The sequence below is a fragment of the Polyangium fumosum genome, from assembly GCF_005144585.1.
Taxonomy (GTDB): Bacteria; Myxococcota_A; Polyangia; order Polyangiales; family Polyangiaceae; genus Polyangium; species Polyangium fumosum.
The window spans coordinates 1-23322 of record NZ_SSMQ01000074.1; the positions used below are offsets into that span (position 1 = coordinate 1).

The window sequence follows — 23322 nt, forward strand, 5'->3', positions numbered from 1 at the left end:
AAGTCTTCGGGAGGTCCCCCCGGCTCCGTCACCATCAGTCGCGGCCTGGAACGCCTAGCTCCCGCAGCAGAGATGCTGCGCGTCCTCAGGGAGAATGGGCTCGTAAGATGAGACCAGTGCTCAGGGCACGGCCTGGACCGAGGGGGAAGAACTGCGCGATGCGCAGTTCTTCCCACGAGCCGGTGGCAAGACCACGGACGTGCATGTCGAGCCGGCGACGTGCACGCTGCTGGTTGAACCCGCAGCGCTACGGCCTTGGTTGGCAGGGTCGCCTGTGGTCTTGCCACTGGCTGTTCGAGGAACTGCGCGGAGCGCAGTTCCTCGACCCCGGGTCCAGCGCCTCGCTGGTCCAGGTCCAGGGGCGGATAGCCCCGGTGGGGTCTGGGGCAAAGCCCCAGCTCCCGCTCCTGCCTTAGCGTGCCTTCGGCGCGTCGCAGCTCGTGGGGGCCTTCGGGCCAAACGCGAACGAGAAGCCATCCACGTTTTCGCCCCGCGGGAGCCACCGCACCTTCGTGAGCTTGCCGCTGCGGTCGACCTCGATCTCGACGGGACGATCGACCGTCCCGTCCCCGAGATCCGCTGCCGTGATGCGATCTCCCTCTGCGAGTCCTGCCTTTGCCGCTGCTGATTTTGGCGACAGACCACGCACCTTCTTTTCGGTCGCGGATGCTGCATCGAAGCCGAGCTCGTACCGCGGCACCTTTTTCTTCACCTTCACGAAGCAGGGGCCGAACGCGCCGTCCGGCACCTCGGCGGCGCCTCCTTTGCCGATGACTGCTGCAAAACGGGCCTCCCCCTCGGGCCCGAGCTCCTTGCCGAGCGCCTCGCGCAGCGCAGCTTCGGGCACGCGGCGCGGCAGAGCTGCTTGGGCCTCGCCTTCGCCTGCTTTCGGCGCGACTTCGCGCGCCACGTCCGCGAGCGAGCGCTTCCCGCCGCTCTTTGCCCGAATGCGCGCGTCGAGCTCGGCTGCGAACCACATGCCGCGATCCTCCGCGCGCACCTCCGCCGACGAAAAATACCGCGTCGCCCGCGCGTCCACCTCGGCGAGCACGTCGCGCGCTGGGACGAGTTCCGCCCGGCGCAACGCGTCGACCGCGAAATACGAGACGAACCCCTCGTCGAACCAGCCGGCCACCGAATACCCGAGGCTTGCCCGCGCCATCGCCTTCGCCAGCACGCGTTTTTCTGGCCAACCAAACGTGAGCCCCTCGTCGCCGACCGCGATTGCGCTCCGCCCTGCGACCGAAGCGTCGAAGCGGCGCCCGGCGCTCCCGCTCGATCGTAGGAAAAGCTCGAAATGGCCGGGCGGCGTGTCGGCGAGGGGTCGCACCGAGGCCCAGGCCCGGCTTGCCCAGGCGCCTGCGTCGAGCACGTCGAACACGCCGCGCCCGAGTGAGGTCACCGCGAACGAGGCGCCCTCGCCTTCGCGCGTCGCTGGCCTTTCGATCGTCACGCGATGCAGGGGCCCCGCGGCCCACGTCGCGCCTGCGAGCGCTGTCGGCGAGCCGCTGACTTCGACGTCGCCCGCGCCGAGCGATGACGCGCCGCTCACGCCGTCTCCGAGCCCCGCCATGTCCCAGCGCACGCGCATGACGTGCGGCTCGGTCGTCTCCGGCACGAGCAAGAATGCGCGCCCGACTCCGAGGAAACCACCCGCGGATGCGGAGAGCGGCGCGGCGCCGCCGGCCGCGAGCTTTCGTGTGTAGCTCACGGTCACGGGGCCACGCGCGCGACGCTCGGCGCGCCAGGCGGCGGGCGCGACGGCTCCGTCGTTGCTTTCGCCTTCGTCTCGCACGAGCCCGAGGGAGCCTTCGGCGTCACGCGCGGCGAGCTCGTCGATGTCCTCGACACGCGCGTCGTCGAGCCGGAACACGAGCGGCCGCGCCTCGCCGAAATCCACGGGCGGTACGGAGAAGCGCATCGACACGTCGATCGCGACGACCTCGTTCCCTCCGTCGCGCGTCGGCGCGAGCCGCACTTCGAGTGTGCGCGGCGCGTTCTCGGCCTTCGGCGGCGTCGTGGCCGCCGGAGCTGTGCTCTTCGCGGGCGGCGGACAGGGGCTTTCTGCGATGAGCGGCTCGGACGCGCAAGCGGCGAGGCACGAGGCCAGGGCGAGCGCGACGAGCATTTGTGCCGAGGAGGAGGGGCGGGGGAGACGCACGGTGCGCGCGAGGATACTGCCTCGGCGCGCGCGCTTGCACGCGGATTCAGAAGCCGAGCGGGTCGTTCGTCGAGAGGAAGTAGGTGTGCTTCGCGGTGGTCTTCGCCCCGTCGAAGGGGCGGAACGCGAGGCTCCGGTAGGCCTTGGCGACGCAGCGCTCGAAGTCCGCGCTCCACCAGGGTTTCAGGCCGACCGACATGGGGCTCAAGCTCACCCGACCGACCTTGCCCTCGGGCTCGACCTCGAAGACGACCGAGAGAAACCCCTTCGCGTCGGGCTGTTTCTTTCGCTCCTCGACGTGACAGGCCCGCACCTCGGGGCGCATGCGGTCGTTCGACTGCGTGATCGCGCTCTCCTCGCTTTCGCCGTCCGTCGCCTTGCCCTCGACGCTCGGGGTCGGGGGGTGGGCGGCGGGGTCGTCCGCGAGGGCCAGCGCGGGGGGCGGGGGAGGGCACTCGGGGCAGTTGACGTACGAGGGCGACCGTCCGAACGCGCCGAGGAAGATCAGGCCGCCGAGGCCCGCGACGGCGACGTGGGTGAACACGAGGAGCGTGATCCAGACGCCGCGGGATTGCGGGGGCTTGCCGGCGGCGGTTTGTCGCAGCCGCGTGTTCTCGGTGATTTGCTCGGCGAGCTCCGCCTCCCGCACCCGGAGCGACGCCGCGCGCTCGGCGAGCTTCGCTTCGAGCGTCTCGATGCGCATCTGCGCGGCGTCGAGGTTGTCCCGGTACTCCATGGCGTTAACGCCCGTGCGCTGATGGCCCGCGCGTCGCGCCCGCGGCAGCGCGCGGCGGCGGGGCCACGCGCCGCTTCGGGACGGGCGGCGCCTTCGGAGGCGCCTGCGGCTTGGGCACCGGAATCCGGTACGTCCGGCCCATCTTGATGTCGATGGTCTTGAGCCCGTTCGCGCCCTGGATCGCCTCGACGGTCGTCCCGTACCGGCGGGCCAGGATCTGCAGCGTGTCGCCGCTCCGGGCCTTGTGCATCACGACGGCGTCGGCCACGTGCGGCGGCGCGACCTTTTCCCGCTTGAGGAACGCCCCCGCGCGGCGCCCGAGCTCCTGCGCGACGGGGCTCACGTAGCGCACGTGCAGGTGGTTGCCGTGCCCGCGCGCGTGCCGCACGACGGGCCGGGGGTGTTTTCCGCGGACCTGGAAGACCTGATCCAGCCAGGCCTCGTCCTCGCCCTTGCGGAGGGCGTGCGCCACGAGCAGGCGCTGCACGGCCGTGTCGATGAGCACGAGCTCCACGTCGGACTCGCTCACGATCGTCTTCACGAAGGCAAACGTGCGTTCGAGGTCGAGGTTCGACTCGGTCGCCCGGACGAACGTGGTCTTCGGCGGGTTGTGGTAGTAGCCGAGGTCCACGTCGCGGCCCGACTGGTGGCTCCTGTGGGGCGAGAGGTGGCCGCCCTTCTTGCTGCTGATGTGCCCGATGGCGAGGGGCGGGGCGCCCGGGTGCTCGGCCGCGACCTTCTCGATGCTGCGCGCGATCGCGTCCACGGTCTCCTGCGTGCCCCAGGCGCACGAGGGATCCTGCACGATCCACTTCTCGCTCTTCGGCATCTGCACGCCGTTCACGAGCGCGCCCGCGTTCGTCGCGCCGAGCGAGAGCGGACCCACGGAGGCGGGATCGCTGCGGTAACGCGCTTCGAGCTGGGTCACGCTGAGCGCCAGCAAGGGCGACGGCGGCTTGGGCGGCGGCGGGGCCGCGACGGGGGCTTCGGCGTCGGAGCCTTCCGCTTCGGCGGCTTCGGCTTCGTCGTCGTCGGGCCCTTCCTCGTCGTCGTCGTCGGGGTCCGCGGCGGGCTCGTTCGTCGCGACGGGCGTGGCGATCGGCGCGGGCTTGCGTGCCGTGGCTTGCACGGGCTGCACCAGCATCGGCGCGCGCCCGCTCGTCTTCGGCCCTGCTTCCGCGGGCGCGGTGGCCGCGCAGCCGGGGAAGACGAGGAAAACGAGCCCGAAGAACCACCGCCGCATCGAGACGACTCTACCCGAGGCTGGCTGGACCTGGCCACTCTCTTGGGTCGCGTAGGTCTTTGCGCTTCTTCACACCGAGCGGGGCGCGCCCTTCACACGCGCGAGGGATGTTCCTCTGCGTGAACGACGCGGCGCGCGAAAAGCCGCGGAAGAGAGGGAACATGCTCGGATTTCTGATCGGAACCGCTTGCCTCATCGGCCTCGTCAAGGTGCTGCGCCACGGCGGGTGCCACCGCGGCTACGGCTACCGCAGCTTCGGGTACGGCGGCGCTTGTGGCTCGTACGGCGGCGGCGGGTGGGGCGGGCGCGGCTACGGCCCTGGAGGCTGGGAGGGCGGCGGGTACGACCGCGAGCACGGCGGGCCCTTCCGGACGCACGGGCGGGCGGGCTTCCGGCCCGGCGGGTACGGCATGACGCACTTCGTCCTGCGGCGGCTGTTCGAGGCGCTCGACACGACGCCGGGCCAGGAGAAGGCCATCGCGGCGGCGTTCGAGGAGATGCGCGAGGTGATGACCAAGCACCGCGGCGAGCTGCGCAAGAGCCGCGAGGACCTGGCGAAGGCGATGCGCAGCCCGAGCTTCGACGAGACCGTGATGGGCGAGCTCTTCGCGCGGCACGACGCGGCGCTCGAGGCGATGCGCAAGGCGACGGTGGGCTCGATGGCGAGGGTGCACGAGGTGCTCGACGAGCGGCAGCGGGCGCGCCTCGCGGACTTGATCGAGCAATCCCCGGGGTTCTGGGGCGGTTTCGGCGGGCGAGGCGTGGAGATTTGAGGCGCGGTGCGCGTTGAATCGAGAGGTGAGACCATGAAGCGGAGACTTGCGATCGTGCTTTTGACCCTGGGGACCATCGGCGGGTATGCCGCCGGCTTCGCGAGCCTGCGTTGTCATAGCTGGCAGCGAAGGCAGCACTTCGAGAACCACGTCGCGAAGGTGTGCGTGGACGCCGCGCGGAGGGCCGAGCCGCCCGCGCCGCCGCCCCCGCCCGCGCCGCCGCGTTAACGTGATTCCGGCTGGGTCTCGGTCGGGGCAGGCCGCGCCTGCTCCGGCCCGGGCCAGAGCTCGGGCGGGTAACTCAGCTCCACGAGCAGCTTCTCGAAATCCGCGATGGGCATCGTGCAGCGGCCGTAGCGGTCGACGATGTGCGTCCGGATCCCCTCGAACCAGGTTTGTTGGGGGTCCATCGGATCGTCGTACAACACGGTTCCGTTCGGACGATCGAGCTTCAGCACCCGGATCTTGTGCGCCGCGTGATCGGCGCTGCCCGCGGCCCTCCGCACGGGGCTGCGCACCTTCGGCAGCTCCAGCGTGGCGAAGACCGCCTCGCCCGCGGCGGTCACACGCTCGATGATCGAGAGCGCGTCGCGGTGCAGATCGGCGACGCCGCTCGTGTCCAGGCCGAGCCGCTTGAACAGCGCCGCGAATTGCGCGTGTCCATCGGAGAGCGTCTCCCAGCGGTGCCCCGTGATCCCGACGAGCAGCCGATCGAAGGCGCCGAGGCTCAGCCCCGTCCCGGTGTTCTTCACGCCCTCGAACTGCCCATCCTCCGTGTTGTGGTAGTCGAGCTCGGGGTAGGCAAACTCCATGCAGGCGACCTGGAACAACCGGCTCACCGGGCTCCTGCGGAATTCGTGTTCGTCCGGTTCGAGGACGTCCTCGTCGCGCACGAGCTCCCCGCCGCTCCGGACCGCCACCTGGCCCGTGGGGCTCACGAGCCCCGCGATGATTCGCGCGTACTCCGCCGGATCTCGCTCGGCCACGTAGATCTCCACGCACGTCGCGGCGCACGTGCCCTTGAGGCCCTGCGTGATGCGGCCCGGATGAACGATGTTGCGGATGAGCTCGCCGAGCAGGATGGTTCGTCCCGGCGCGTCCTCGAACGACGCCACCATCGGCGCGTCGGCCACGGCCCAAAGGCTCTCGTGCAGCGGTTTTCCGAGCGCGTCCTTGCGCGTGAGCAGGCCGCGGCTCCCGAGCTCGCGGAGCGCTTCGACGCTCCGTTTGCGCCAGATGCCCACGATTTCCCGGTCCCTGAGGGGATAGGTGGGATGGACCGGGAGATCGAGCTGCTCCTCGAGCCGATCGACGATCTCTTGAAGGTCCTCGTGATCCGTCATGGTTTTTCTCCGGAATTCCCCGCCCCGGGTCATTCGCCCCCGACGTTGGGCCCGATCCTGACGTGTTTCCCAGCGCCGAGCAAGGATTCGCGGCTTGCCCCGGGCCTCGATCCTGCTAGGGCGCGCCGCCGCCACGTGGAGCCGATTTCGAGTAGCATCCGCGCCGTGCCCCGTGCCCGCGCATCACTTTGCGTCTCCGCCACGAGCGTCGTGTTCCTGGCGCTCGCGCCGGCCCTCGTGGAGGCCCATACGATTCCGGGCGGGCTCACGTTGCACCAGATGGCGAGCGCGGCCGACGTCATCGCGGCCGCGCGCATCGAGCATGTCGGCGCCGAGCCCCACGGCGCCGGCCCCTTGCCGCCCGTCGAGGTCCGGATCCTCGAATGGTTGCGAGAGGGCGACACGAAGGTGGAAAATATTCGTTTCGTGCCGCACCGCCATGCCGATGAGAGGTATGTCGTCGGCGAGGAGATCCTCCTCTTCCTCGAACGCAGGCGACCCGATGCAAAGGACGCCGCGGCCGTGCCTTATCAATCCGTCGAGGCCATCGCCGATCGGATCGTGCTCGTGCCCGCGACCCGCGCGACGTGGATCGACGCCACGCGCGCGTATGCCGCGCTCGGCAAGGGCGCGCGGGCGAGCGACGATCCCGCTGCGCTCGGGCGCGTCACCGTCTCCATGCTCGGCTCCGCGGAGCCTCGGATCGTGACCTTCGCGCTCCGGGATCTCACGCTCGCCGGCGCGGCGCCCTTGATCGGCGAGGCCGACGTCCCTGCGCTCACCGCGCTCCTCGACGACGGCGCGCGGCCCGCCACCTTGCGTGTCGGCCTGCTCATGGAGCTCGAACGCCGCAAGCTCGTGCCCGTGGGGCCGAGCTGGATTCCGCTCCTCCGCGCGGCGCCTCCGAACGATCGTGTGCAGGTCATCCGCGCGGCCGCGGCGCGCGCCTTCGTCCCGGCCGTGACGGCGGAGCTCGCCTCCATTCTGGAGAAAGGCGAGCGCGACGCGGCCATCGCGGCGGCGCGGGCGCTTGGCGCCGAGGGGAATGAGGCCGCTGTCGAGCCGCTCGGGCGCGCCGTGGATCGGGAGCCGGAGGAGCTGCGCTTCGCCGCGCTCGGCAGCCTGCGCCGCGTAGGCTCGCCGGCCGCGCGGGAGATCCTCGCCCGCGTGGCGAAATCGCACGCCGATCCCGAGACCCGGCGCGTGGCCACGACCGAGCAGAACCTCCTCGACGCCCGCGCCGCTGCGCCTCCGCCCGCGCCCGCGCCCGCCGGGACGAGCGCGCCTTCGCCGTCGTCGGGCACGGGGCTCGGCTGGAAGGGCATCACAGCGGGGATCGTCGCCGTGATGCTCGCATGCCTTGTGGTTTTTCTTCGCAAAGGGAAAGGAAAGTCGGAATGAGTTTGCAAGGACGAACCGCGCTCCTCGCGGGCGCGACGGGCCTCGTTGGCCGGAGCTGCCTCGAGCGCTTGCTCGAACACCCGGCGTATGCGCGTGTCATCGTGCTCGTGCGCAGGCCGACCGGAATCAACCACGACAAACTGCAGGAGATCCGCGCTGATTTCGACGCGCTTGAAGGCGTCTCGTCGTTGCCCGCCGTGGATGACGTATTCATCACGCTTGGTACGACCATCAAGGCGGCAGGATCACGACCGGCATTTGCCAAGGTCGATCACGATTATGTGGTCTCTGTCGCGAAGCTCGGAAAACGTGCGGGAGCCCGCCGGCTTTCGCTCGTGTCCAGCATCGGAGCGGATCGCACCTCGATGAATTTTTATCTGCGTGTCAAAGGCGAGGCTGAGCGCGACATCAGCGATCTCGGATACGAATGCGTCGATATCCTGCGCCCGAGCATGCTCCTGGGCGATCGCACCGAGCACAGGGCGGGGGAGGCGTTCGCTACCCCCATCCTGCGCGGCGTGAGCGGGGCCATGATCGGTCCTTTGCGTGTGTATCGCCCGATTGAGGCGCGCGACGTCGCGGCGGCGATGGTGGCAGGCTTGGTGTCCGATGCCACGGCAGGCGTGCGTATCCGCACGTTCGACGACATTCGCCAACTCGCGTCGTAGCAGCAAAAAACAGCCTGGTTGTCCGGGCCAACCATGGGCGCTCGAACGGGTTTTTCCCGGTCGTTGGACCGCACACGATCGACAAGCACGAATTCCACAGGGGCATAAGGGTGTGCCCTACGCCGGAACCGGTGAGCGCCGGATTTCGCCAAAGGGGGCCCTCGGTAGGATGCAATCTGTTGCGGGCGGCGCGTCGTCGTCCCAGGGGATGCCATGCCGAAACGTACGCTGGATGGATCGACCCGCGCCTCGCGCGCAGCGACCGCTCGTGAAAAAAGGGTCCCCGGCTCCAAGCCCATCGGGGCCAAGTCCAAGAACGCCTCGGCCGACGTGAAAAAGAAGACGCGCGGCGCGACCGTCGCCGAGCGACCGGCGGCGCGCGAGGCCGCGGCGGTCGGAGGGGTCCTCGATCGCAAGCTGATGCTCGAAGCGCTGACGGCGCTCAAGAAGGGCAATTTTTCGGTGCGCCTGCCCATCGATTGGGAGGGCCTCGATGGGAAGATCGCCGATACCTTCAACGACGTCGTCGAGCTGAACAGCCGGGTGACGAGCGAGCTCGAGCGCGTGAGCCGCGTCGTCGGCAAGGAGGGCCGCATCGGCGATCGCGCGGCGGTCGCGGGGCTCTCCGGCGCGTGGGCGCAGAAGGTCGGCAGCGTCAATGCGCTGATCAGCGATCTCGTGCACCCGACGAGCGAGATGGCGCGCGTCATCGGCGCCGTGGCCAAGGGCGATCTCTCGCAGGCCATGGCGCTCGAAGTCGACGGCCGCCCGCTCGAAGGCGAGTTTCTGCGCACCGCGAAGACGGTGAACACGATGGTCGATCAGCTCGGCTCGTTCGCGTCCGAAGTGACGCGCGTGGCGCGCGAAGTCGGCACGGAAGGCAAGCTCGGCGGTCAGGCCGAGGTGCAAGGCGTCGCCGGCACCTGGAAGGACCTGACCGATTCCGTCAATTTCATGGCCGGCAATCTGACGGCGCAGGTCCGCAACATCGCAGCCGTGACGACGGCCGTCGCGAACGGCGACCTTTCGAAGAAGATCACCGTCGACGTGCGCGGCGAGATCCTGGAGCTGAAGAACACCATCAACACGATGGTGGATCAGCTCCGCTCGTTCGCGTCCGAAGTGACGCGCGTGGCGCGCGAAGTCGGTACGGAAGGCAAGCTCGGCGGTCAGGCGGACGTGAAGGGCGTCGCGGGCACGTGGAAGGATTTGACGGACTCCGTCAATTCGATGGCCGGTAACCTGACGAGCCAGGTGCGTAACATCGCGGCGGTGACGACGGCCGTCGCGAATGGGGATCTCTCGAAGAAGATCACCGTCGACGTGCGCGGCGAGATCCTGGAGCTGAAGAACACCATCAACACGATGGTGGATCAGTTGAACTCGTTTGCGTCGGAAGTGACGCGCGTGGCGCGCGAGGTCGGCACGGAAGGCAAGCTCGGCGGCCAGGCCGAGGTGAAGGGCGTCGCGGGCACGTGGAAGGATTTGACGGACTCCGTCAATTCGATGGCCGGTAACCTGACGAGCCAGGTGCGTAACATCGCGGCGGTGACGACGGCGGTCGCGAATGGGGATCTCTCGAAGAAGATCACCGTCGACGTGAAGGGCGAGATCCTGGAGCTGAAGAACACCATCAATACGATGGTCGATCAGCTCAACTCGTTTGCGTCGGAAGTGACGCGCGTGGCGCGCGAGGTCGGCACGGAGGGCAAGCTCGGCGGCCAGGCCGAGGTGAAGGGCGTCGCCGGCACGTGGAAGGATCTGACGGACAACGTCAATTCGATGGCCGGCAATCTGACGGTCCAGCTCCGCGACGTGTCGAAGGTCGCGACGGCCATTGCGAATGGTGATTTGACCCAGAAGATCACCGTCGATGCGCGCGGCGAGATCCTCCAGATCAAGAACGTCATCAACACGATGGTGGATCAGTTGAGCTCGTTCGCCGCCGAAGTGACGCGCGTGGCGCGCGAGGTCGGCACGGAAGGCAAGCTCGGCGGTCAGGCGGACGTGAAGGGCGTCGCGGGGACGTGGAAGGACCTGACGGACTCCGTGAACTCGATGGCCGGCAATCTGACGGTCCAGCTCCGCGACGTTTCGAAGGTCGCGACGGCCATTGCGAATGGTGATTTGACCCAGAAGATCACCGTCGATGCGCGTGGCGAGATCCTCCAGATCAAGAACGTCACGAATACGATGGTGGATCAGTTGAGCTCGTTCGCGGCCGAAGTGACGCGCGTGGCGCGCGAGGTCGGCACGGAGGGCAAGCTCGGCGGTCAGGCGGACGTGAAGGGCGTCGCGGGGACGTGGAAAGACCTGACGGACTCCGTGAACTCGATGGCCGGCAACCTGACGGCGCAGGTCCGCAACATCGCGGCGGTGACGACGGCGGTCGCGAACGGCGACCTGTCGAAGAAGATCACGGTCGACGTGAAGGGCGAGATCCTGGAGCTGAAGAACACCATCAACACGATGGTCGATCAGCTCAATTCGTTTGCGTCGGAAGTGACGCGCGTGGCGCGCGAGGTCGGCACGGAGGGCAAGCTCGGCGGTCAGGCGGACGTGAAGGGCGTCGCGGGGACGTGGAAGGACCTGACGGACTCCGTGAACTCGATGGCCGGCAACCTGACGGCGCAGGTCCGGAACATCGCGGCGGTGACGACGGCGGTCGCGAACGGGGATCTCTCGAAGAAGATCACGGTCGACGTGAAGGGCGAGATCCTGGAGCTGAAGAACACCATCAACACGATGGTCGATCAGCTCTCGGGGTTCGCCTCCGAAGTGACGCGCGTGGCGCGGGAGGTCGGCACGGAGGGCAAGCTCGGCGGTCAGGCCGAGGTGAAGGGCGTCGCGGGGACGTGGAAGGACCTGACGGATTCCGTGAACTCGATGGCCGGCAACCTGACAGCGCAGGTCCGGAACATCGCGGCGGTGACGACGGCGGTCGCGAACGGTGATCTTTCGAAGAAGATCACCGTTGATGTGCGCGGCGAGATCCTGGAGCTGAAGAACACCATCAACACGATGGTCGATCAGCTCCGATCGTTTGCGTCGGAAGTGACGCGCGTGGCGCGCGAGGTCGGCACGGAAGGCAAGCTCGGCGGTCAGGCGGACGTGAAGGGCGTCGCGGGGACGTGGAAGGACCTGACGGACTCCGTGAACTCGATGGCCGGCAACCTGACGGCGCAGGTCCGGAACATCGCGGCGGTGACGACGGCGGTCGCGAATGGGGATCTCTCGAAGAAGATCACGGTCGACGTGAAGGGCGAGATCCTGGAGCTGAAGAACACCATCAACACGATGGTGGATCAGTTGAACTCGTTCGCGTCGGAAGTGACGCGCGTGGCGCGCGAGGTCGGCACGGAGGGCAAGCTCGGCGGTCAGGCCGAGGTGAAGGGCGTCGCGGGCACGTGGAAGGACCTCACCGACAACGTCAACTCGATGGCCGGCAACCTGACGAACCAGGTCCGCGGCATCGCGAAGGTCGTGACCGCGGTCGCGAACGGGGACCTCAAGCGCAAGCTCTCCGTCGACGCGAAGGGCGAGATCGCCGAGCTCGCGGACACCATCAACGGCATGATCGACACGCTCGCGACGTTCGCCGATCAGGTGACGACCGTCGCCCGCGAGGTCGGCGTCGAGGGCAAGCTCGGCGGCCAGGCGAGCGTTCCGGGCGCCGCGGGGACGTGGCGGGATCTGACGGTCAACGTCAACCAGCTCGCGGCGAACCTGACGACGCAGGTCCGCGCGATCGCCGAGGTCGCGACGGCCGTCACGAAGGGTGACCTCACGCGGAGCATCAAGGTCGAAGCCCAGGGCGAGCTCGCGGCGCTCAAGGACACGATCAACGAGATGATCCGGAACCTGCGCGACACCACGCTGAAGAACAGCGAGCAGGACTGGCTGAAGACGAACCTCGCCAAGTTCTCGCGCATGCTCCAGGGCCAGAAGGACCTGCTCACGGTCGGGCGTCTGATCCTCTCGGAGCTCGCGCCCGTCGTCTCCGCGCAGCAAGGCGTCTTCTACACGATGGACGTCTCGAAGGAGGAGCCGATCCTGAAGCTCCTCGCGAGCTACGCGTACAAGCAACGCAAGCACTCGGACAACCAGTTCCGCCTCGGCGAGGGGCTCGTGGGCCAGTGCGCGCTCGAGAAGGAGCGCATCCTGCTCGTCAACGCACCGCCCGACTACATCACGATCACGAGCGGCCTCGGCGAGGCGGCGCCCGTGAACATCGTGGTCCTGCCCGTGCTCTTCGAGGGCCAGGTCAAGGCCATCCTGGAGCTCGCCTCGTTCGAGCGGTACAGCCCGACGCACCTCGCGTTCCTCGATCAGCTCACGGAGTCGATCGGCATCGTGCTCAACACGATCGAGGCGAACATGCGCACCGAGGATCTGCTGAAGCAGTCGCAGTCCCTCGCCCGCGAGCTGCAGAGCCAGCAGGAGGAGCTGCGTCAGACGAACGCGGAGCTCGGCGAGAAGGCGCGCCTGCTCGCCCAGCAGAACGTGGAGGTCGAGCGCAAGAACCGCGAGGTCGAGCAGGCCCGTCAGGCCCTCGAAGAGAAGGCCAAGCAGCTCGCGCTGACCTCGAAGTACAAGTCCGAGTTCCTCGCGAACATGTCGCACGAGCTAAGGACGCCGCTGAACAGCCTCCTGATCTTGTCCGAGCAGCTCTCGAAGAACACGGAAGGCAACCTCTTCGCCAAACAGGTCGATTTCGCCAAGACGATCCACTCGTCCGGCAACGAGCTGCTCGGCCTCATCAACGACATCCTCGATCTGTCGAAGATCGAGTCGGGCACGGTCGTCGTCGATGTCGGGGAGGTCTGGTTCCGCGACCTCGCCGACTACGTGGAGCGCACGTTCCGGCACGTCGCGGACGCGAAGAAGCTCGAGTTCGAGCTCGACTTCGCGTCCATGCTGCCGCGCTCGATCCACACCGACGCCAAGCGCTTGCAGCAGGTCTTGAAGAACCTGCTCTCGAACGCCTTCAAGTTCACCGAGCGCGGCAAGGTGCGCCTCGAGGTCCGCACCGTTTCGGACGGCTACAGCCCCGAGAACGAGCACATCGGCCGCGCGGGCTGGGCGATCGCGTTCAGCGTGCACGACACCGGCATCGGCATCTCGACCGACAAGCAGCAGATCATCTTCGAGGCCTTCCAGCAGGCGGACGGCTCGACGAGCCGCAAGTACGGCGGCACGGGCCTCGGCCTCGCCATCAGCCGCGGCATCGCGAACCTGCTCGGCGGCGAGCTGCGTCTGTCGAGCCAGCCGGGGCGCGGCAGCACCTTCACGCTCTACGTGCCGCACGTGTACGCGACGCCGCAGCGCGTGTCCCGCGGGCGCGTGGTCACGATGCAGGAGGCCACGAGCGCGCTCGCGGCCTACGAGGTGCCCGAGCCCCTGATCATCGACACGCCGCCGCTCTTGCCGGTGTCGATCGAGGACGATCGCACGGCCCTCCGGCCGGGCGAACGCTCGCTGCTCGTCGTCGAGAACGATCTCGCGTTCGCGCGGCTCATCGTGGAGGTCGCGCGCGAGCACGGGCTCAAGGCCGTGGTCGCGCACCGCGGGGCTGACGCGCTCTCCATGGCGCGTGAGCTCAAGCCCGCCGCGGTCTCGCTCGATCTGCACCTGCCCGACATCGACGGCCTGCGGGTCCTCGATCGGCTGAAGCACGACCTCGGCATGCGGCACGTGCCGGTGCAGGTGATCACGACGGACGTCGACGAGCGCGAGCGCGCGCTGCGGATGGGCGCGCGGGACGTGCTCTCGAAGCCCGTGCGCACGCGGGACGCGCTCACCCACGCGATCGAACGGATCATCGAGTTCCTCGACGCGCCGCGGCGCTCGCTCCTCGTCGTCGAGCCCGAGGGCCCGGAGCGCGCGGCCAAGTTGAACCTGCTCCAGCACGACCTGGTCGACGTCCGCGTCGCGAGCACGGTCGACGAGGCGATGGACCTGCTCGCCGTGGAGCGCCCGGACGCCGTCGTGACGGCCGTGGATCTGCCCGACGGGCATGGGCTCGATCTCGTGCGCCGCGCCTCGGGGATCACGATGCTCTCGAACGTGCCCTTCATCGTGCACGCGGCCGGAAGCACGTCCTTGGCCGACGAGGAGCGCATCGAGCGGCTCGGCCACAGCGGGGTCCTCAAGCACAGCCGATCGGACGAACGCTTGATCGACGAGGTCGCGCTCTTCCTGCACCTGCCGATCGACAAGCTCACGCCGCCGCAACAGCAGGCGCTCGAGCGGCTTCACAGCTCGCAGCAGGTGCTTGCCGGCAAGCGCGTGCTCATCGTGGACGATGACATCCGCAACATCTTCGCGATGACGACCATCCTCGAAGAGCAGGGGATGATCACGCAGGCGGCGGAGACGGGGCGGGACGCGATCAAGGTGCTGGAAGAGAGCTCCGAGGTCGATGTCGTCCTCATGGACATCATGATGCCCGAGATGGACGGATACGACACGATCCGGACGATCCGCGGGCGCGAGGAGTGGCGTGCACTTCCGATTGTCGCCGTGACCGCGAAGGCCATGAAGGGCGATCGCGAGAAGTGCTTCGAGGCGGGAGCGACCGACTACATCGCGAAGCCCGTCGATCCCGAGCAGCTCTTCGCGCGGCTGCGTTTCTGGCTGCACCGATGAGCCGCGTCCATCACGCGGAGGAGAGAGCGGCATGAAGCACGCTCGCGACAAGGTCGGGATTCTCGTCGTGGACGATCGCAGGGACAGGCTCCTCGCGGTCGAGACCATGCTCGCCGAGCTCGGGGAGCGGGTCGTCCTCGCGCAGAGCGGGCGGGATGCGCTTCGGTTTCTGTTGCAGGAGGACTTCGCGGTCATCCTGCTCGACGTCGACATGCCGATCATGGACGGCTTCGAGACGGCGCGGCTCATCCGACAACGCAAGCGCTCCCGGCAGACGCCGATCATCTTCCTCACGGCGTTCGGCGACGCGATCCAGGCCGAGCAAGGCTACGCGCTCGGCGCCGTCGACTACATGCTCGTGCCGGTCGATTCGGACATCCTGCGCGCGAAGGTCTCGGTGTTCGTCGAGCTCTACCGCAAGACGGAGGAGGCGAACCTCGCGACGCAGGCGATCGCGAAAAAGGCCGGTCAGCTCGCGGCGCTCGCGCGCGCGTCGCTCTCGATCAACGGGGCGCGATCCCTCGAAGCGATGCTCGACGCCATCGCCTCGGGCGCGCGCGCCGCGCTCGGGGCGAGGTCGTCGTTCGTCGCGCTCGTCAGCGGATCGAAGCTCGGGACGGCCGCGTCCTCGGCGGGCGCAGTCGCCGCGCCGCGGACCGTCCCTGTGGATCCCGCGAACGACTGGATCTTCACGCGTGTTGCCACCGCGGGGAGCGTGGTCACGCTCTCCGCATCGGAGCGCGCGCAGCGGGATCCCGAGCGCGCGGACGAACCCGGCCCGCTCATGGCGGTGCCGCTCGTCGGATCGGACGGCACGCGCGTCGGGTGGATCGAGGTCACGAACGGCGAGGCCGACGGCTTCCGCGAGGACGACGAGTCGTTGCTCTTGCTCTCCGCGCAGCTCGCCTCGGTCGCGCTGCAGAACCTCCTCCACGCCGAGGAGCGCGAGGTGAGCCGCCTCAAGGACGAGTTCCTCGCGACGCTCTCGCACGAGCTGCGCACGCCGCTCACGGCGATCATCGGCTGGACGCGGATCCTGCGCGAGACCCAGCCCGACGCGGCCAAGCTCGCGCGCGGGCTCGAGGTGATCGATCGCAACGCGGGGGCGCAGAACAAGCTCATCGAGGACCTGCTCGACGTCTCGCGGATCGTCACGGGCAAGATGAGCATGGAGCAGCGGCAGGTGCGCCTCGCGCCGCTCGTCGAGGCCTCCGTCGACGCGCTCCGGCCCGCCGCGCAGGCCAAGGACATCACGCTCGTTGTCGTGTGCTCCGCGGGCAAGGACTCGGCCCTTGGGGATCCGGAGCGACTGCGGCAGGTCGCGACGAACCTGCTCTCGAACGCCATCAAGTTCACGCCGCGCGGCGGTCGCATCGAGGTGCGCCTGCGCCGCGTAGGCGACGAGCTCGAGCTCGCCATCGCGGACAACGGCGAGGGCATCCGCCCGGACTTCCTCCCGTACGTCTTCGATCGGTTTCGCCAAGGCGACAGCTCGAGCCGCCGCATGCACGGCGGCCTCGGCATCGGCCTCGCGGTCGTGCGGCACATCGTGGTCTCGCATGGCGGCACGGTCAGCGCGCACAGCGAAGGTCCACGCCTCGGCTCGACATTCACCGTGCGCCTCCCCTCGGCGTTCCTGCCGCGCGAAGCCGAGGGACCGACGCCTCCGCCCTACGGCAAACCGCGCCTCCCGTTGCCCGATCTGAGCGGCCTGCGTGTCCTCGTGGTCGACGACGATCAGGACACGCGCGAGATCCTGCGCCAGGTCCTCGCCGCGCATCGCGCCGACGTCCGGATCGCGGCCACGGTGCGCGAGGCGATCGCGGAGCTCGACGCCGCGCGCCCGCACGTGCTCGTCAGCGACATCGCGATGCCGGGCGAGGACGGCTACGACTTCATCGATTTCGTTCGTCGCCGCACGCCCGAGCGCGGGGGCGCGGTGCCTGCACTCGCGCTCACGGCGCATGCGCGCGCGGAGGACCAAGCGCGCGCGCTCGCGGCGGGCTTCCAGCGCCACGCGGCCAAACCCATCGATCCTGCCGAGCTCGTCCGCGCCATTGCGGGGCTCGTCGGCGCGCCTTGCTCGCGTCTGGAGCCCGTGGAGGCCGTGGCCCTCCGCGAGGTCCCCTGACGGCGAGCCCGGATGAATGGCGATGGGGGACCAGCAGGATCGCGGTTCGAAGCCGGATGGAGGCCTCAGGACGTCCTCGGGGCCCATTCCGACGGAGCTCGTGCAGTTCATCCAGGAGCACGTCTCGTCGCTCGAACAGCTCGAGGTAATGTTTCTTTTGCGGGACACGGCGGCGCGGGAATGGCGCGCCGAGGAGGTGAGCCGCGAGCTCGGATCGAGCTTGATGTCGATTGGGCGCCGCCTCGAGCACCTCGCGGAGGCGCGTTTCGTCAAGGTTCGCCCTACCGAGCGCGGGCCCGTGTACCAGCACGGCCCCGAATCCGAAGAGATCGCGGCGCTGATCGACGCGGCGGCGAAGCTCTACAAGGAGAGGCGGCTCGCGGTGATCGATCTCGTCTATGGGCGTCCCGAGAGTGATTTGCGCGCGTTTTCGGACGCGTTCATGCTGAAGAAGAAGTGAGGGCAAGCATGATACCGGCCGTCGTGTACATTCTCTGCACGCTCACGAGCCTCGTCGCGATGACGCTGCTCCTGCGTGCCTATGCCGCGCGCAAGGTGCGCCTGTTGTTATGGAGCGGCCTCTGCTTCGCCGGGCTCGCCTTGAACAACGTGCTCCTGTTCGTCGATCTGATCATGATTCCGGAGCACGATCTCTCGACGGTGCGGCAAATTCCCGCCGTGATGGGCGTTTCGTTTCTCCTGTATGGTCTCGTGTACGATTTGCGCGATTGAGGCGACGGGTGAGGCGATGAACGATCTGATCAGCGGAGCCCTGATTCTCGGATTCCTGGTGATCGCGCTGTTTTTTTTGCGCTTCTGGCGCAGCACGCGGGATCGGCTTTTCGCCATTTTTGCGCTCTCGTTCTCGCTCATGGCCGTGAACCGGCTGATCCTGGCCATCGTGAAGCTGCCCGAGGACGATTACCCTTACGTGTACCTCGTGCGGCTCGTCGCGAACGCCCTCATCATTTACGCCGTGATCGACAAGAACCGCGCGCACAAGGCGACGCCTCGACCGATTCCCTGAAGACGAGAGCGATTCACTCCGAGATCCACGGGCGGCGAAAGCGCGTGCTCTTCTTTGCTTCACGCCTTCAAGATGTGCCTCGGCGCAGAGGCGAGACGTGCTCGACATGGACGAAGTGGACCCGCGCGAGCGTCTCGTCGTCCAGGTGATCGAGCGCCTCCATTTCAATGATTGTCGCGGACCCTCGACCGGCGATAAACCAGAGGAGCGGGAGGATCGGCCCGGCGCCGCAGGCGCAAAACCAGGGGTGCGAGGCTTCGAGGACGCCGAATCGCTCCCCCAGGACGACGGGGCGTTTCGCATGGTAAAGGTGCGTGCTGCCGGGCGGGATCGGGACGGGGATCTCCTCGCCCGCGACCGACTCCGCGTAGGACGGCGCCTCCAGATCTTGAAAGAGTGACGTATGGCAAAATCGCGTCCGGCGGTCACCACATGCCCGGCAGCGCATGGGCGCCGAGAGGAAGTCCGACCCCCCGGGCGAGGGCGTTCGCGGCGTGGAGACGAGCGGTAGGAACGCGTGTTCTCGATATGCGGCAGCGAGGATCCGCCGGCGCTCCTCGGGCGTTCCGTCCTTCAGGGCCTTCGACCCTTGCGCGTGCTCCGAGAGCGGGACGAGACCCGGCGGAATCAGCTCGGAGAAATGAACGCCGACGAGCGCGTCCTCGCGTGAGAGGAGCTCCGCTTCGACGCCGATGAGGCGGACGTCGGCGTGGTCGCCGTCCGCGCAGAGGTCGAAGCGGAGCTCCGGCGCGACGAACGCGGCACAGGAGCAATAAAACGACTGATCTTCGAGGAGGGCCACGAGCGGCGTACCACGCTGCCACGGCGCGAGCGCGATCCAATCGTCGTCCCAGCCCTCACGGCCTGCGCGTTTTTCGAAGTGCTCGACCGAGAGGTGCGCCCGGATCGGCGCGCCTCCGATCTCGAATGTCCCGCCGGGGCGCTCGTCGTAGTCGGGCTCGAACAGCTTCGTTTGAAAGCCGCGATCGTGCTGCGCGCCGCACGCGGGACAAGACACCTTTGCGAGGACTTCGTCGAAGGCTCCCATCTCGGCACCCTATCCGCGCGCGCGGCGGCGCTCCAGGATCGCACGTTCGCCCCACGGGCACGCGAAATTCTGCGGCTTCGTGAGGATCCAGAGCGTCGGCACGGGCGGCGGCTCCTCGGGGAAGGGGCCCTCGCCGTCCGTGAAATACACGATTCCGTCGGGCGCGTGCGGGCGCCAAAAACGCTCGGCGAAGACCTTGCGGAGATCCGTGCCGCCGCGCCCCTGCACGTCCTCGATCGCGCCCGTGAATGGATAGACGCGCTGGATCTCGCAGTCGCATTCGACGACCGTGAGGCGGGCCTCCTCGGCGAGGAGCGTGAGCTGCTTTGCGATCTCGGCGAGCTCGGCATCCGTCATGCTCATCGACGTATCAATCGTCACGAGCACGCGCGGCCGCGCCATCGCCCGCGGCGACCACGCGCGCCCCGGCACTTCGCCGATGCGCGAAGGGAAACGCCGGCTTGGCCGCGCGAACGTGCCGACGGGCGTGCGCCGCCGCGACGTGAACATGCGCAGCGCCGTTTTCCAATCGACGAAACATTCGGGCGGCCCGAGCACGCCGTCGAGCTCCGCGAGTAGCCTCCCCGGCTCCTTTCCCGCGAGCAACTTGCGCTCGGGTGGGCCCTCCGGCCCGACGTCGCCCGCGGTCTCCATGGCCCGCGCCACGAGCATCCGGGCTTGTTCGACCGATCCGGGCGCGCCCGCCGCGCGCCGAAGCAATCTGTGCTCGTCGACGCTCTCGCCGCCCGGCGCGTGTTTCGCCGTGAGTTTGCCAGCCCGCGCCGCTTCGAGCAGTCTTTCGTAGCGCTCCAGGCTGCTCTGGCCCGCGCGAATGCCGAAGCCCGTGTATTTTTGCCACGTGATCGGGTCGGGCAGGGGCTCCTCGATGAACTCGTTCGCGCTCATTTCGAGCGCCAGTTCGAGGAGCTCCGGCTCGGCCGGATCTGCGAATTTGGGGTGCGAGAGGTGCCCGAGCACCACGTGGTGCACCTCGTGCAGGAGCACGCCGCGCAGCCATTGCGGCTCGCGCAGGAACGACTCGACGTTCACGTGCAGGAAAAACCGCCCTTCGTGGAGCGAGACGGCCATCCGTTTCACCGACGGATCGGCGACCGGCACCATGTTCGCAAGGGCGGCCGCATAATACGGGTACCGCCGCGCGAAATCGCTCGTTTGCACGAAATCGTCGAGGAAGGCGCGGACGGGATCGACCATGTGTAGTATTTCCGTCAACCGGGGCGGATGGGGGTGATGCCGAGGCGCTTGCACGTCGCCACGAGATCGAGCGCCCAGCGCTCGGGCAGCTCGGCGAGCAGCACGCCGAGGCTCGCGCGCACCACGTTGCTGCGCTTGACCTCCGCGAGCTTGGTTTGTCGTTCGAGGTGCGACGAGAGCGCCGTCACGGCGAGCCCCACGCGGTGCTGCTTCAAGGGATCGGCGGCCCACGCATGTAGCTTGCGCTGCGCCGGGCTATTCGCATAACGCTCGCAGAGTTCCTCGGGGCGGACCTCGAGGAGCGAGGTCGCCGTGGGGTTTCGTCCGAGCGCCTCGACGAGTTTGTCGCGCTGATCGCCGGGCAGATCCGCGAGCAGCGCCTCGAACGAGGCGAGCGTGATTTGCCGCTCGGCCGCGAGTACGCCGGCCTCGGGCCCTTCGAGCAGGCGCACGAGGCGCGTCGTGATCTCGTCGAGCCGATCGGTTTGTCCGGCCTCGGCAAAGCCTCGCACGGCGCGCGAGAGATCGGCGCGGCGATCGTAGTCGGCGAGCAGCGCGCGCACGTCGAAGGGCAGGCGGCTCGACCACACGCCGCGGCTCGAAACGACGAGCTCGATCCACGACGTCGGCAAATACCCCGAGAGCGCATCGCGGAGGAGGCCCACGTTCTCGATTTCGTCGGGCCGCAGCGTCTTGAGCAGGTGCGAGACGTAGGTCCACGTCCGCGGCGGCACGTCGTCGAGCACGCGCTCGTGCGCCTGCGCGATCGCGATGACGCCCGGGTGCACGTCGTTCACCTGCGCCCACGCGAGCCAGTTCGGGCGGTCGGCGCGCACGGGCAGGCTCAAAAAACGCGCTCGGAGCGCCTTGTCGAGCGGCGTCACGTGGTAGCCCTCGGTCTCGGGGTTGACGGCGGCGAAGCAGGCCCAGCCCGGCGGCAGCTCGTATCCGTGCAGGCGCCGCGCGCTGAGGAGCTGCAGGGCGGGCTGCTGGATGTAGCGCTCGGCGCGGTTCAGCTCTTCGAGCATCAGGATGCCCGCGCCGTCTTGCGGCAGGATGTCGGGCACGGCGTAACGCGTACGGCCCTCCTGAATGACGGGCAGGCCCACGAGGTCCGGCGGTTCGAGCAGCGACAGGTCGAGCACCACGTGGGAAATCCCGAGGCGATCGGCGAGCTTCTTGACGATGTCGCTCTTGCCGATGCCGGTTGGCCCTTCGAGCAGCACGGGGCGCCGCGCGCGATAGGCGAGCTCGAGCACGGCTTCGAGCCGGGGGCCGACGGGGATGTGCGCGGGGCGGCTTTCGAGGACGGGAGCGGAGGAAGGTTTTGCCACGGGATGCTTTCGGCTAGCACGTGCGCGGGCCGCTGCCACGCCCCTTCCAAGCGTGTCGTGCCGCGAGACATCGACCCTTGCGCCTCGATACCGGTTTCCTTATCCTCTCGGCTCGCGCATGTGGGGCGCGCGAGCCGCCCCGTCCACGCCGGAGAGAGCCATGACGACGTCCATGACTTCGAGCGCCGAGAGCCCCGCGCCGCCGCCTTATCTGTCGGGCAACTACGCGCCCGTCGATCGCGAGATCACGGCGCACGATCTGCCCGTGATCGGCGAGATTCCGCGAGACCTCGCGGGCGTGTTCGTGCGCAACGGCTCGAACCCGCGATTCCGCCAGAAGGGCCGGTACCACTGGTTCGACGGCGACGGCATGATCCACGCGCTCCGCTTCGAGGACGGTCGCGCGCGTTATGCGAACCGCTGGGTGCGCACGTGGGCGTTCGTGGAGGAGGAGAAGGCGGGCGCGTCGCTCTGGACGGGCGTCACCGAGCGGCCGGATTTCACGAATCCGCGCGGGCCTTTCAAGGACACGTCGAACACCGACCTCGTGTTTCACGGGGGCCGGTTGTATTCGCTCTGGTGGCTCGGCGGCGCGGCGTACGTCGTGCATCCGGCTTCGCTCGACACGTGCGGCACGGAGACGTGGGGCGGCAAGATGCCCACGATCTCGGCGCACCCCAAGGTCGACGCGGTCACGGGCGAGCTCATGCTCTTCGATTACAAGCCCTTCCCGCCGTACCTCACGTACGCCGTCGTCTCGCCCGCGGGCGAGCTCGTGCACAAGACCGAGATCGACCTGCCCGGGCCGCGCCTCCAGCACGATCTCGCGATCACCGAGCATTTTACCATCTTCTTCGACATGTCGATGCAATGGGACCCGCAGCTCCTCGCCGTCGGCAAGACGAAAGTGAAATATTTTCGGGACAAACCTGCGCGCATCGGCGTGCTGCCGCGCCACGCGCCGGGCTCCGAGATTCGCTGGTTCGAGACCGATCCGTTTTACATGTACCACACCATCAATGCGTGGGAGGAGGGGGATCGGATCGTGCTCGTCGGCTGCAAGATCGACGCGCCCGTGGCCGGGGATCCGCAAAACCCCGCGCGCGAGGTACCGACGATCGGGTTTTTGCGGCTCGAACCGAACCTGTATCGGTGGGAGCTCGATACGAAGACGGGCGCCGTGAAGGAGTCGCGCCTCGACGACGTGCTCACGGAGTTTCCGCGCATGGATAACCGCGCGCTCGGCCGGAAGACGCGGTACAGCTACAACCCGCGGCTTCACGCGTCCGCGCCGACGCTGCTCTTCGACGGCGTGATCAAATACGATTACGAGGCGGGGACGAGCACGGCATTTTCGTATCCGGCGGGCCGCTTCGGCAGCGAGGTCGTATTCGCGCCACGCGTGGGCTCGAAGGGCGAGGACGACGGGTACCTCGTGACGTTCGTCGTCGACGAGGCGAGCGGCGAGAGCGAGGCATACGTGCTCGACGCGAAAGACGTCACCCGGGCCCCTCTCGCGCGGGTCAAACTCCCGCAGCGCGTGCCGACCGGGTATCACGCGTGGTGGGTGCCGGGATCGGACCTTCCGGCGTGA

At 68.3% G+C, this 23322-nt stretch carries 17 protein-coding genes; 10 read left to right on the forward strand and 7 right to left on the reverse strand.

The genetic code is table 11. The features are described 5' to 3' along the window. Positions 1-412: 412 nt before the first annotated feature. The 3 genes from E8A74_RS42475 to E8A74_RS42485 form a co-directional block, all read right to left on the reverse strand. Positions 413-2128 carry a M61 metallopeptidase family protein gene (locus E8A74_RS42475; RefSeq protein WP_136934855.1) on the reverse strand — a complete coding sequence of 572 codons (1716 nt, stop codon included), beginning with the start codon at positions 2126-2128 and terminating at the stop codon, positions 413-415. Between the two features lie 79 nt (positions 2129-2207). Then, entirely contained in the window at positions 2208-2897 is a 690-nt protein-coding gene (locus E8A74_RS42480) for a hypothetical protein (protein WP_136934856.1), read from the reverse strand. Between the two features lie 4 nt (positions 2898-2901). Beyond that, entirely contained in the window at positions 2902-4140 is a 1239-nt protein-coding gene (locus tag E8A74_RS42485) for a LysM peptidoglycan-binding domain-containing protein (protein ID WP_136934857.1), read from the reverse strand. A gap of 161 nt (positions 4141-4301) precedes the next feature. Between E8A74_RS42485 and E8A74_RS55210 the strand changes: the two genes are divergently transcribed. Together E8A74_RS55210 and E8A74_RS42495 are read left to right on the forward strand one after the other, a co-directional pair. Further along, positions 4302-4913: a Spy/CpxP family protein refolding chaperone gene (locus E8A74_RS55210; protein WP_232379991.1), complete on the forward strand. Its 612-nt coding sequence runs from the start codon at positions 4302-4304 to the stop codon at positions 4911-4913. Between the two features lie 33 nt (positions 4914-4946). Then, positions 4947-5141: a hypothetical protein gene (locus tag E8A74_RS42495; RefSeq protein WP_136934859.1), complete on the forward strand. Its 195-nt coding sequence runs from the start codon at positions 4947-4949 to the stop codon at positions 5139-5141. Here E8A74_RS42495 and E8A74_RS42500 read toward each other — a convergent pair. Then, on the reverse strand, positions 5138-6256 hold the full coding sequence (locus E8A74_RS42500; protein WP_170229790.1) for a hypothetical protein: 1119 nt from the start codon (positions 6254-6256) through the stop codon (positions 5138-5140). The genes E8A74_RS42495 and E8A74_RS42500 overlap by 4 nt on opposite strands. A gap of 165 nt (positions 6257-6421) precedes the next feature. On the opposite strand from E8A74_RS42500, the gene E8A74_RS42505 reads away from it, so the two are divergent. The 7 genes from E8A74_RS42505 (at position 6422) to E8A74_RS42535 (ending at position 18131) form a co-directional block, all read left to right on the forward strand. Continuing rightward, the gene (locus tag E8A74_RS42505; protein ID WP_170229791.1) at positions 6422-7657 is read left to right on the forward strand and encodes a HEAT repeat domain-containing protein; all 1236 of its coding nucleotides are present in this window, start codon (positions 6422-6424) and stop codon (positions 7655-7657) included. Further along, the gene (locus E8A74_RS42510) at positions 7654-8325 is read left to right on the forward strand and encodes an NAD(P)H-binding protein (RefSeq protein WP_269749934.1); all 672 of its coding nucleotides are present in this window, start codon (positions 7654-7656) and stop codon (positions 8323-8325) included. Before E8A74_RS42505 ends, E8A74_RS42510 begins: the two co-directional genes overlap by 4 nt. A 213-nt stretch (positions 8326-8538) precedes the next feature. Continuing rightward, complete coding sequence (locus E8A74_RS42515; protein ID WP_136934863.1) at positions 8539-14973, forward strand: HAMP domain-containing protein; 6435 nt, start codon at positions 8539-8541, stop codon at positions 14971-14973. 31 nt (positions 14974-15004) lie between these two features. Next, the gene (locus tag E8A74_RS42520; RefSeq protein ID WP_136934864.1) at positions 15005-17104 is read left to right on the forward strand and encodes a hybrid sensor histidine kinase/response regulator; all 2100 of its coding nucleotides are present in this window, start codon (positions 15005-15007) and stop codon (positions 17102-17104) included. A gap of 22 nt (positions 17105-17126) precedes the next feature. Next, a complete protein-coding gene (locus tag E8A74_RS42525) occupies positions 17127-17564 on the forward strand; it encodes a hypothetical protein (RefSeq protein WP_136934865.1) in 438 nt (145 codons plus the stop codon). 8 nt (positions 17565-17572) lie between these two features. Next, on the forward strand, positions 17573-17836 hold the full coding sequence (locus tag E8A74_RS42530) for a DUF5985 family protein (protein ID WP_136934866.1): 264 nt from the start codon (positions 17573-17575) through the stop codon (positions 17834-17836). A 16-nt stretch (positions 17837-17852) separates the two neighbouring features. After that, positions 17853-18131 carry a DUF5985 family protein gene (locus E8A74_RS42535; protein ID WP_211365579.1) on the forward strand — a complete coding sequence of 93 codons (279 nt, stop codon included), beginning with the start codon at positions 17853-17855 and terminating at the stop codon, positions 18129-18131. 67 nt (positions 18132-18198) lie between these two features. Here the strand turns inward: E8A74_RS42535 and E8A74_RS42540 are convergent, their stop codons facing one another. From E8A74_RS42540 to E8A74_RS42550, 3 genes are read right to left on the reverse strand one after another with little or no spacing between them, the layout of a single operon-like run. Then, entirely contained in the window at positions 18199-19179 is a 981-nt protein-coding gene (locus E8A74_RS42540; RefSeq protein WP_136934867.1) for a hypothetical protein, read from the reverse strand. Positions 19180-19188: 9 nt separating this feature from the next. Further along, the gene (locus tag E8A74_RS42545; protein ID WP_136934868.1) at positions 19189-20394 is read right to left on the reverse strand and encodes a vWA domain-containing protein; all 1206 of its coding nucleotides are present in this window, start codon (positions 20392-20394) and stop codon (positions 19189-19191) included. 14 nt (positions 20395-20408) lie between these two features. Next, positions 20409-21728, reverse strand: a complete 1320-nt coding sequence (locus E8A74_RS42550) for an AAA family ATPase (protein WP_136934869.1) — start codon at positions 21726-21728, stop codon at positions 20409-20411. 160 nt (positions 21729-21888) lie between these two features. Between E8A74_RS42550 and E8A74_RS42555 the strand changes: the two genes are divergently transcribed. After that, a complete protein-coding gene (locus E8A74_RS42555) occupies positions 21889-23322 on the forward strand; it encodes a carotenoid oxygenase family protein (RefSeq protein WP_211365580.1) in 1434 nt (477 codons plus the stop codon).

Coding starts and splice junctions, on each gene's coding strand:
- E8A74_RS42525 (WP_136934865.1), top strand. CDS start 17,127: ATGGGGGACCAGCAGGATCGCGGTTCGAAGCCGGATGGAGGCCTCAGG.
- E8A74_RS42540 (WP_136934867.1), bottom strand. CDS start 19,179: ATGGGAGCCTTCGACGAAGTCCTCGCAAAGGTGTCTTGTCCCGCGTGC.
- E8A74_RS42545 (WP_136934868.1), bottom strand. CDS start 20,394: ATGGTCGATCCCGTCCGCGCCTTCCTCGACGATTTCGTGCAAACGAGC.
- E8A74_RS42485 (WP_136934857.1), bottom strand. CDS start 4,140: ATGCGGCGGTGGTTCTTCGGGCTCGTTTTCCTCGTCTTCCCCGGCTGC.
- E8A74_RS42520 (WP_136934864.1), top strand. CDS start 15,005: ATGAAGCACGCTCGCGACAAGGTCGGGATTCTCGTCGTGGACGATCGC.
- E8A74_RS42475 (WP_136934855.1), bottom strand. CDS start 2,128: ATGCTCGTCGCGCTCGCCCTGGCCTCGTGCCTCGCCGCTTGCGCGTCC.
- E8A74_RS55210 (WP_232379991.1), top strand. CDS start 4,302: ATGCTCGGATTTCTGATCGGAACCGCTTGCCTCATCGGCCTCGTCAAG.
- E8A74_RS42500 (WP_170229790.1), bottom strand. CDS start 6,256: ATGACGGATCACGAGGACCTTCAAGAGATCGTCGATCGGCTCGAGGAG.
- E8A74_RS42495 (WP_136934859.1), top strand. CDS start 4,947: ATGAAGCGGAGACTTGCGATCGTGCTTTTGACCCTGGGGACCATCGGC.
- E8A74_RS42515 (WP_136934863.1), top strand. CDS start 8,539: ATGCCGAAACGTACGCTGGATGGATCGACCCGCGCCTCGCGCGCAGCG.
- E8A74_RS42555 (WP_211365580.1), top strand. CDS start 21,889: ATGACGACGTCCATGACTTCGAGCGCCGAGAGCCCCGCGCCGCCGCCT.
- E8A74_RS42480 (WP_136934856.1), bottom strand. CDS start 2,897: ATGGAGTACCGGGACAACCTCGACGCCGCGCAGATGCGCATCGAGACG.
- E8A74_RS42535 (WP_211365579.1), top strand. CDS start 17,853: ATGAACGATCTGATCAGCGGAGCCCTGATTCTCGGATTCCTGGTGATC.
- E8A74_RS42530 (WP_136934866.1), top strand. CDS start 17,573: ATGATACCGGCCGTCGTGTACATTCTCTGCACGCTCACGAGCCTCGTC.
- E8A74_RS42510 (WP_269749934.1), top strand. CDS start 7,654: ATGAGTTTGCAAGGACGAACCGCGCTCCTCGCGGGCGCGACGGGCCTC.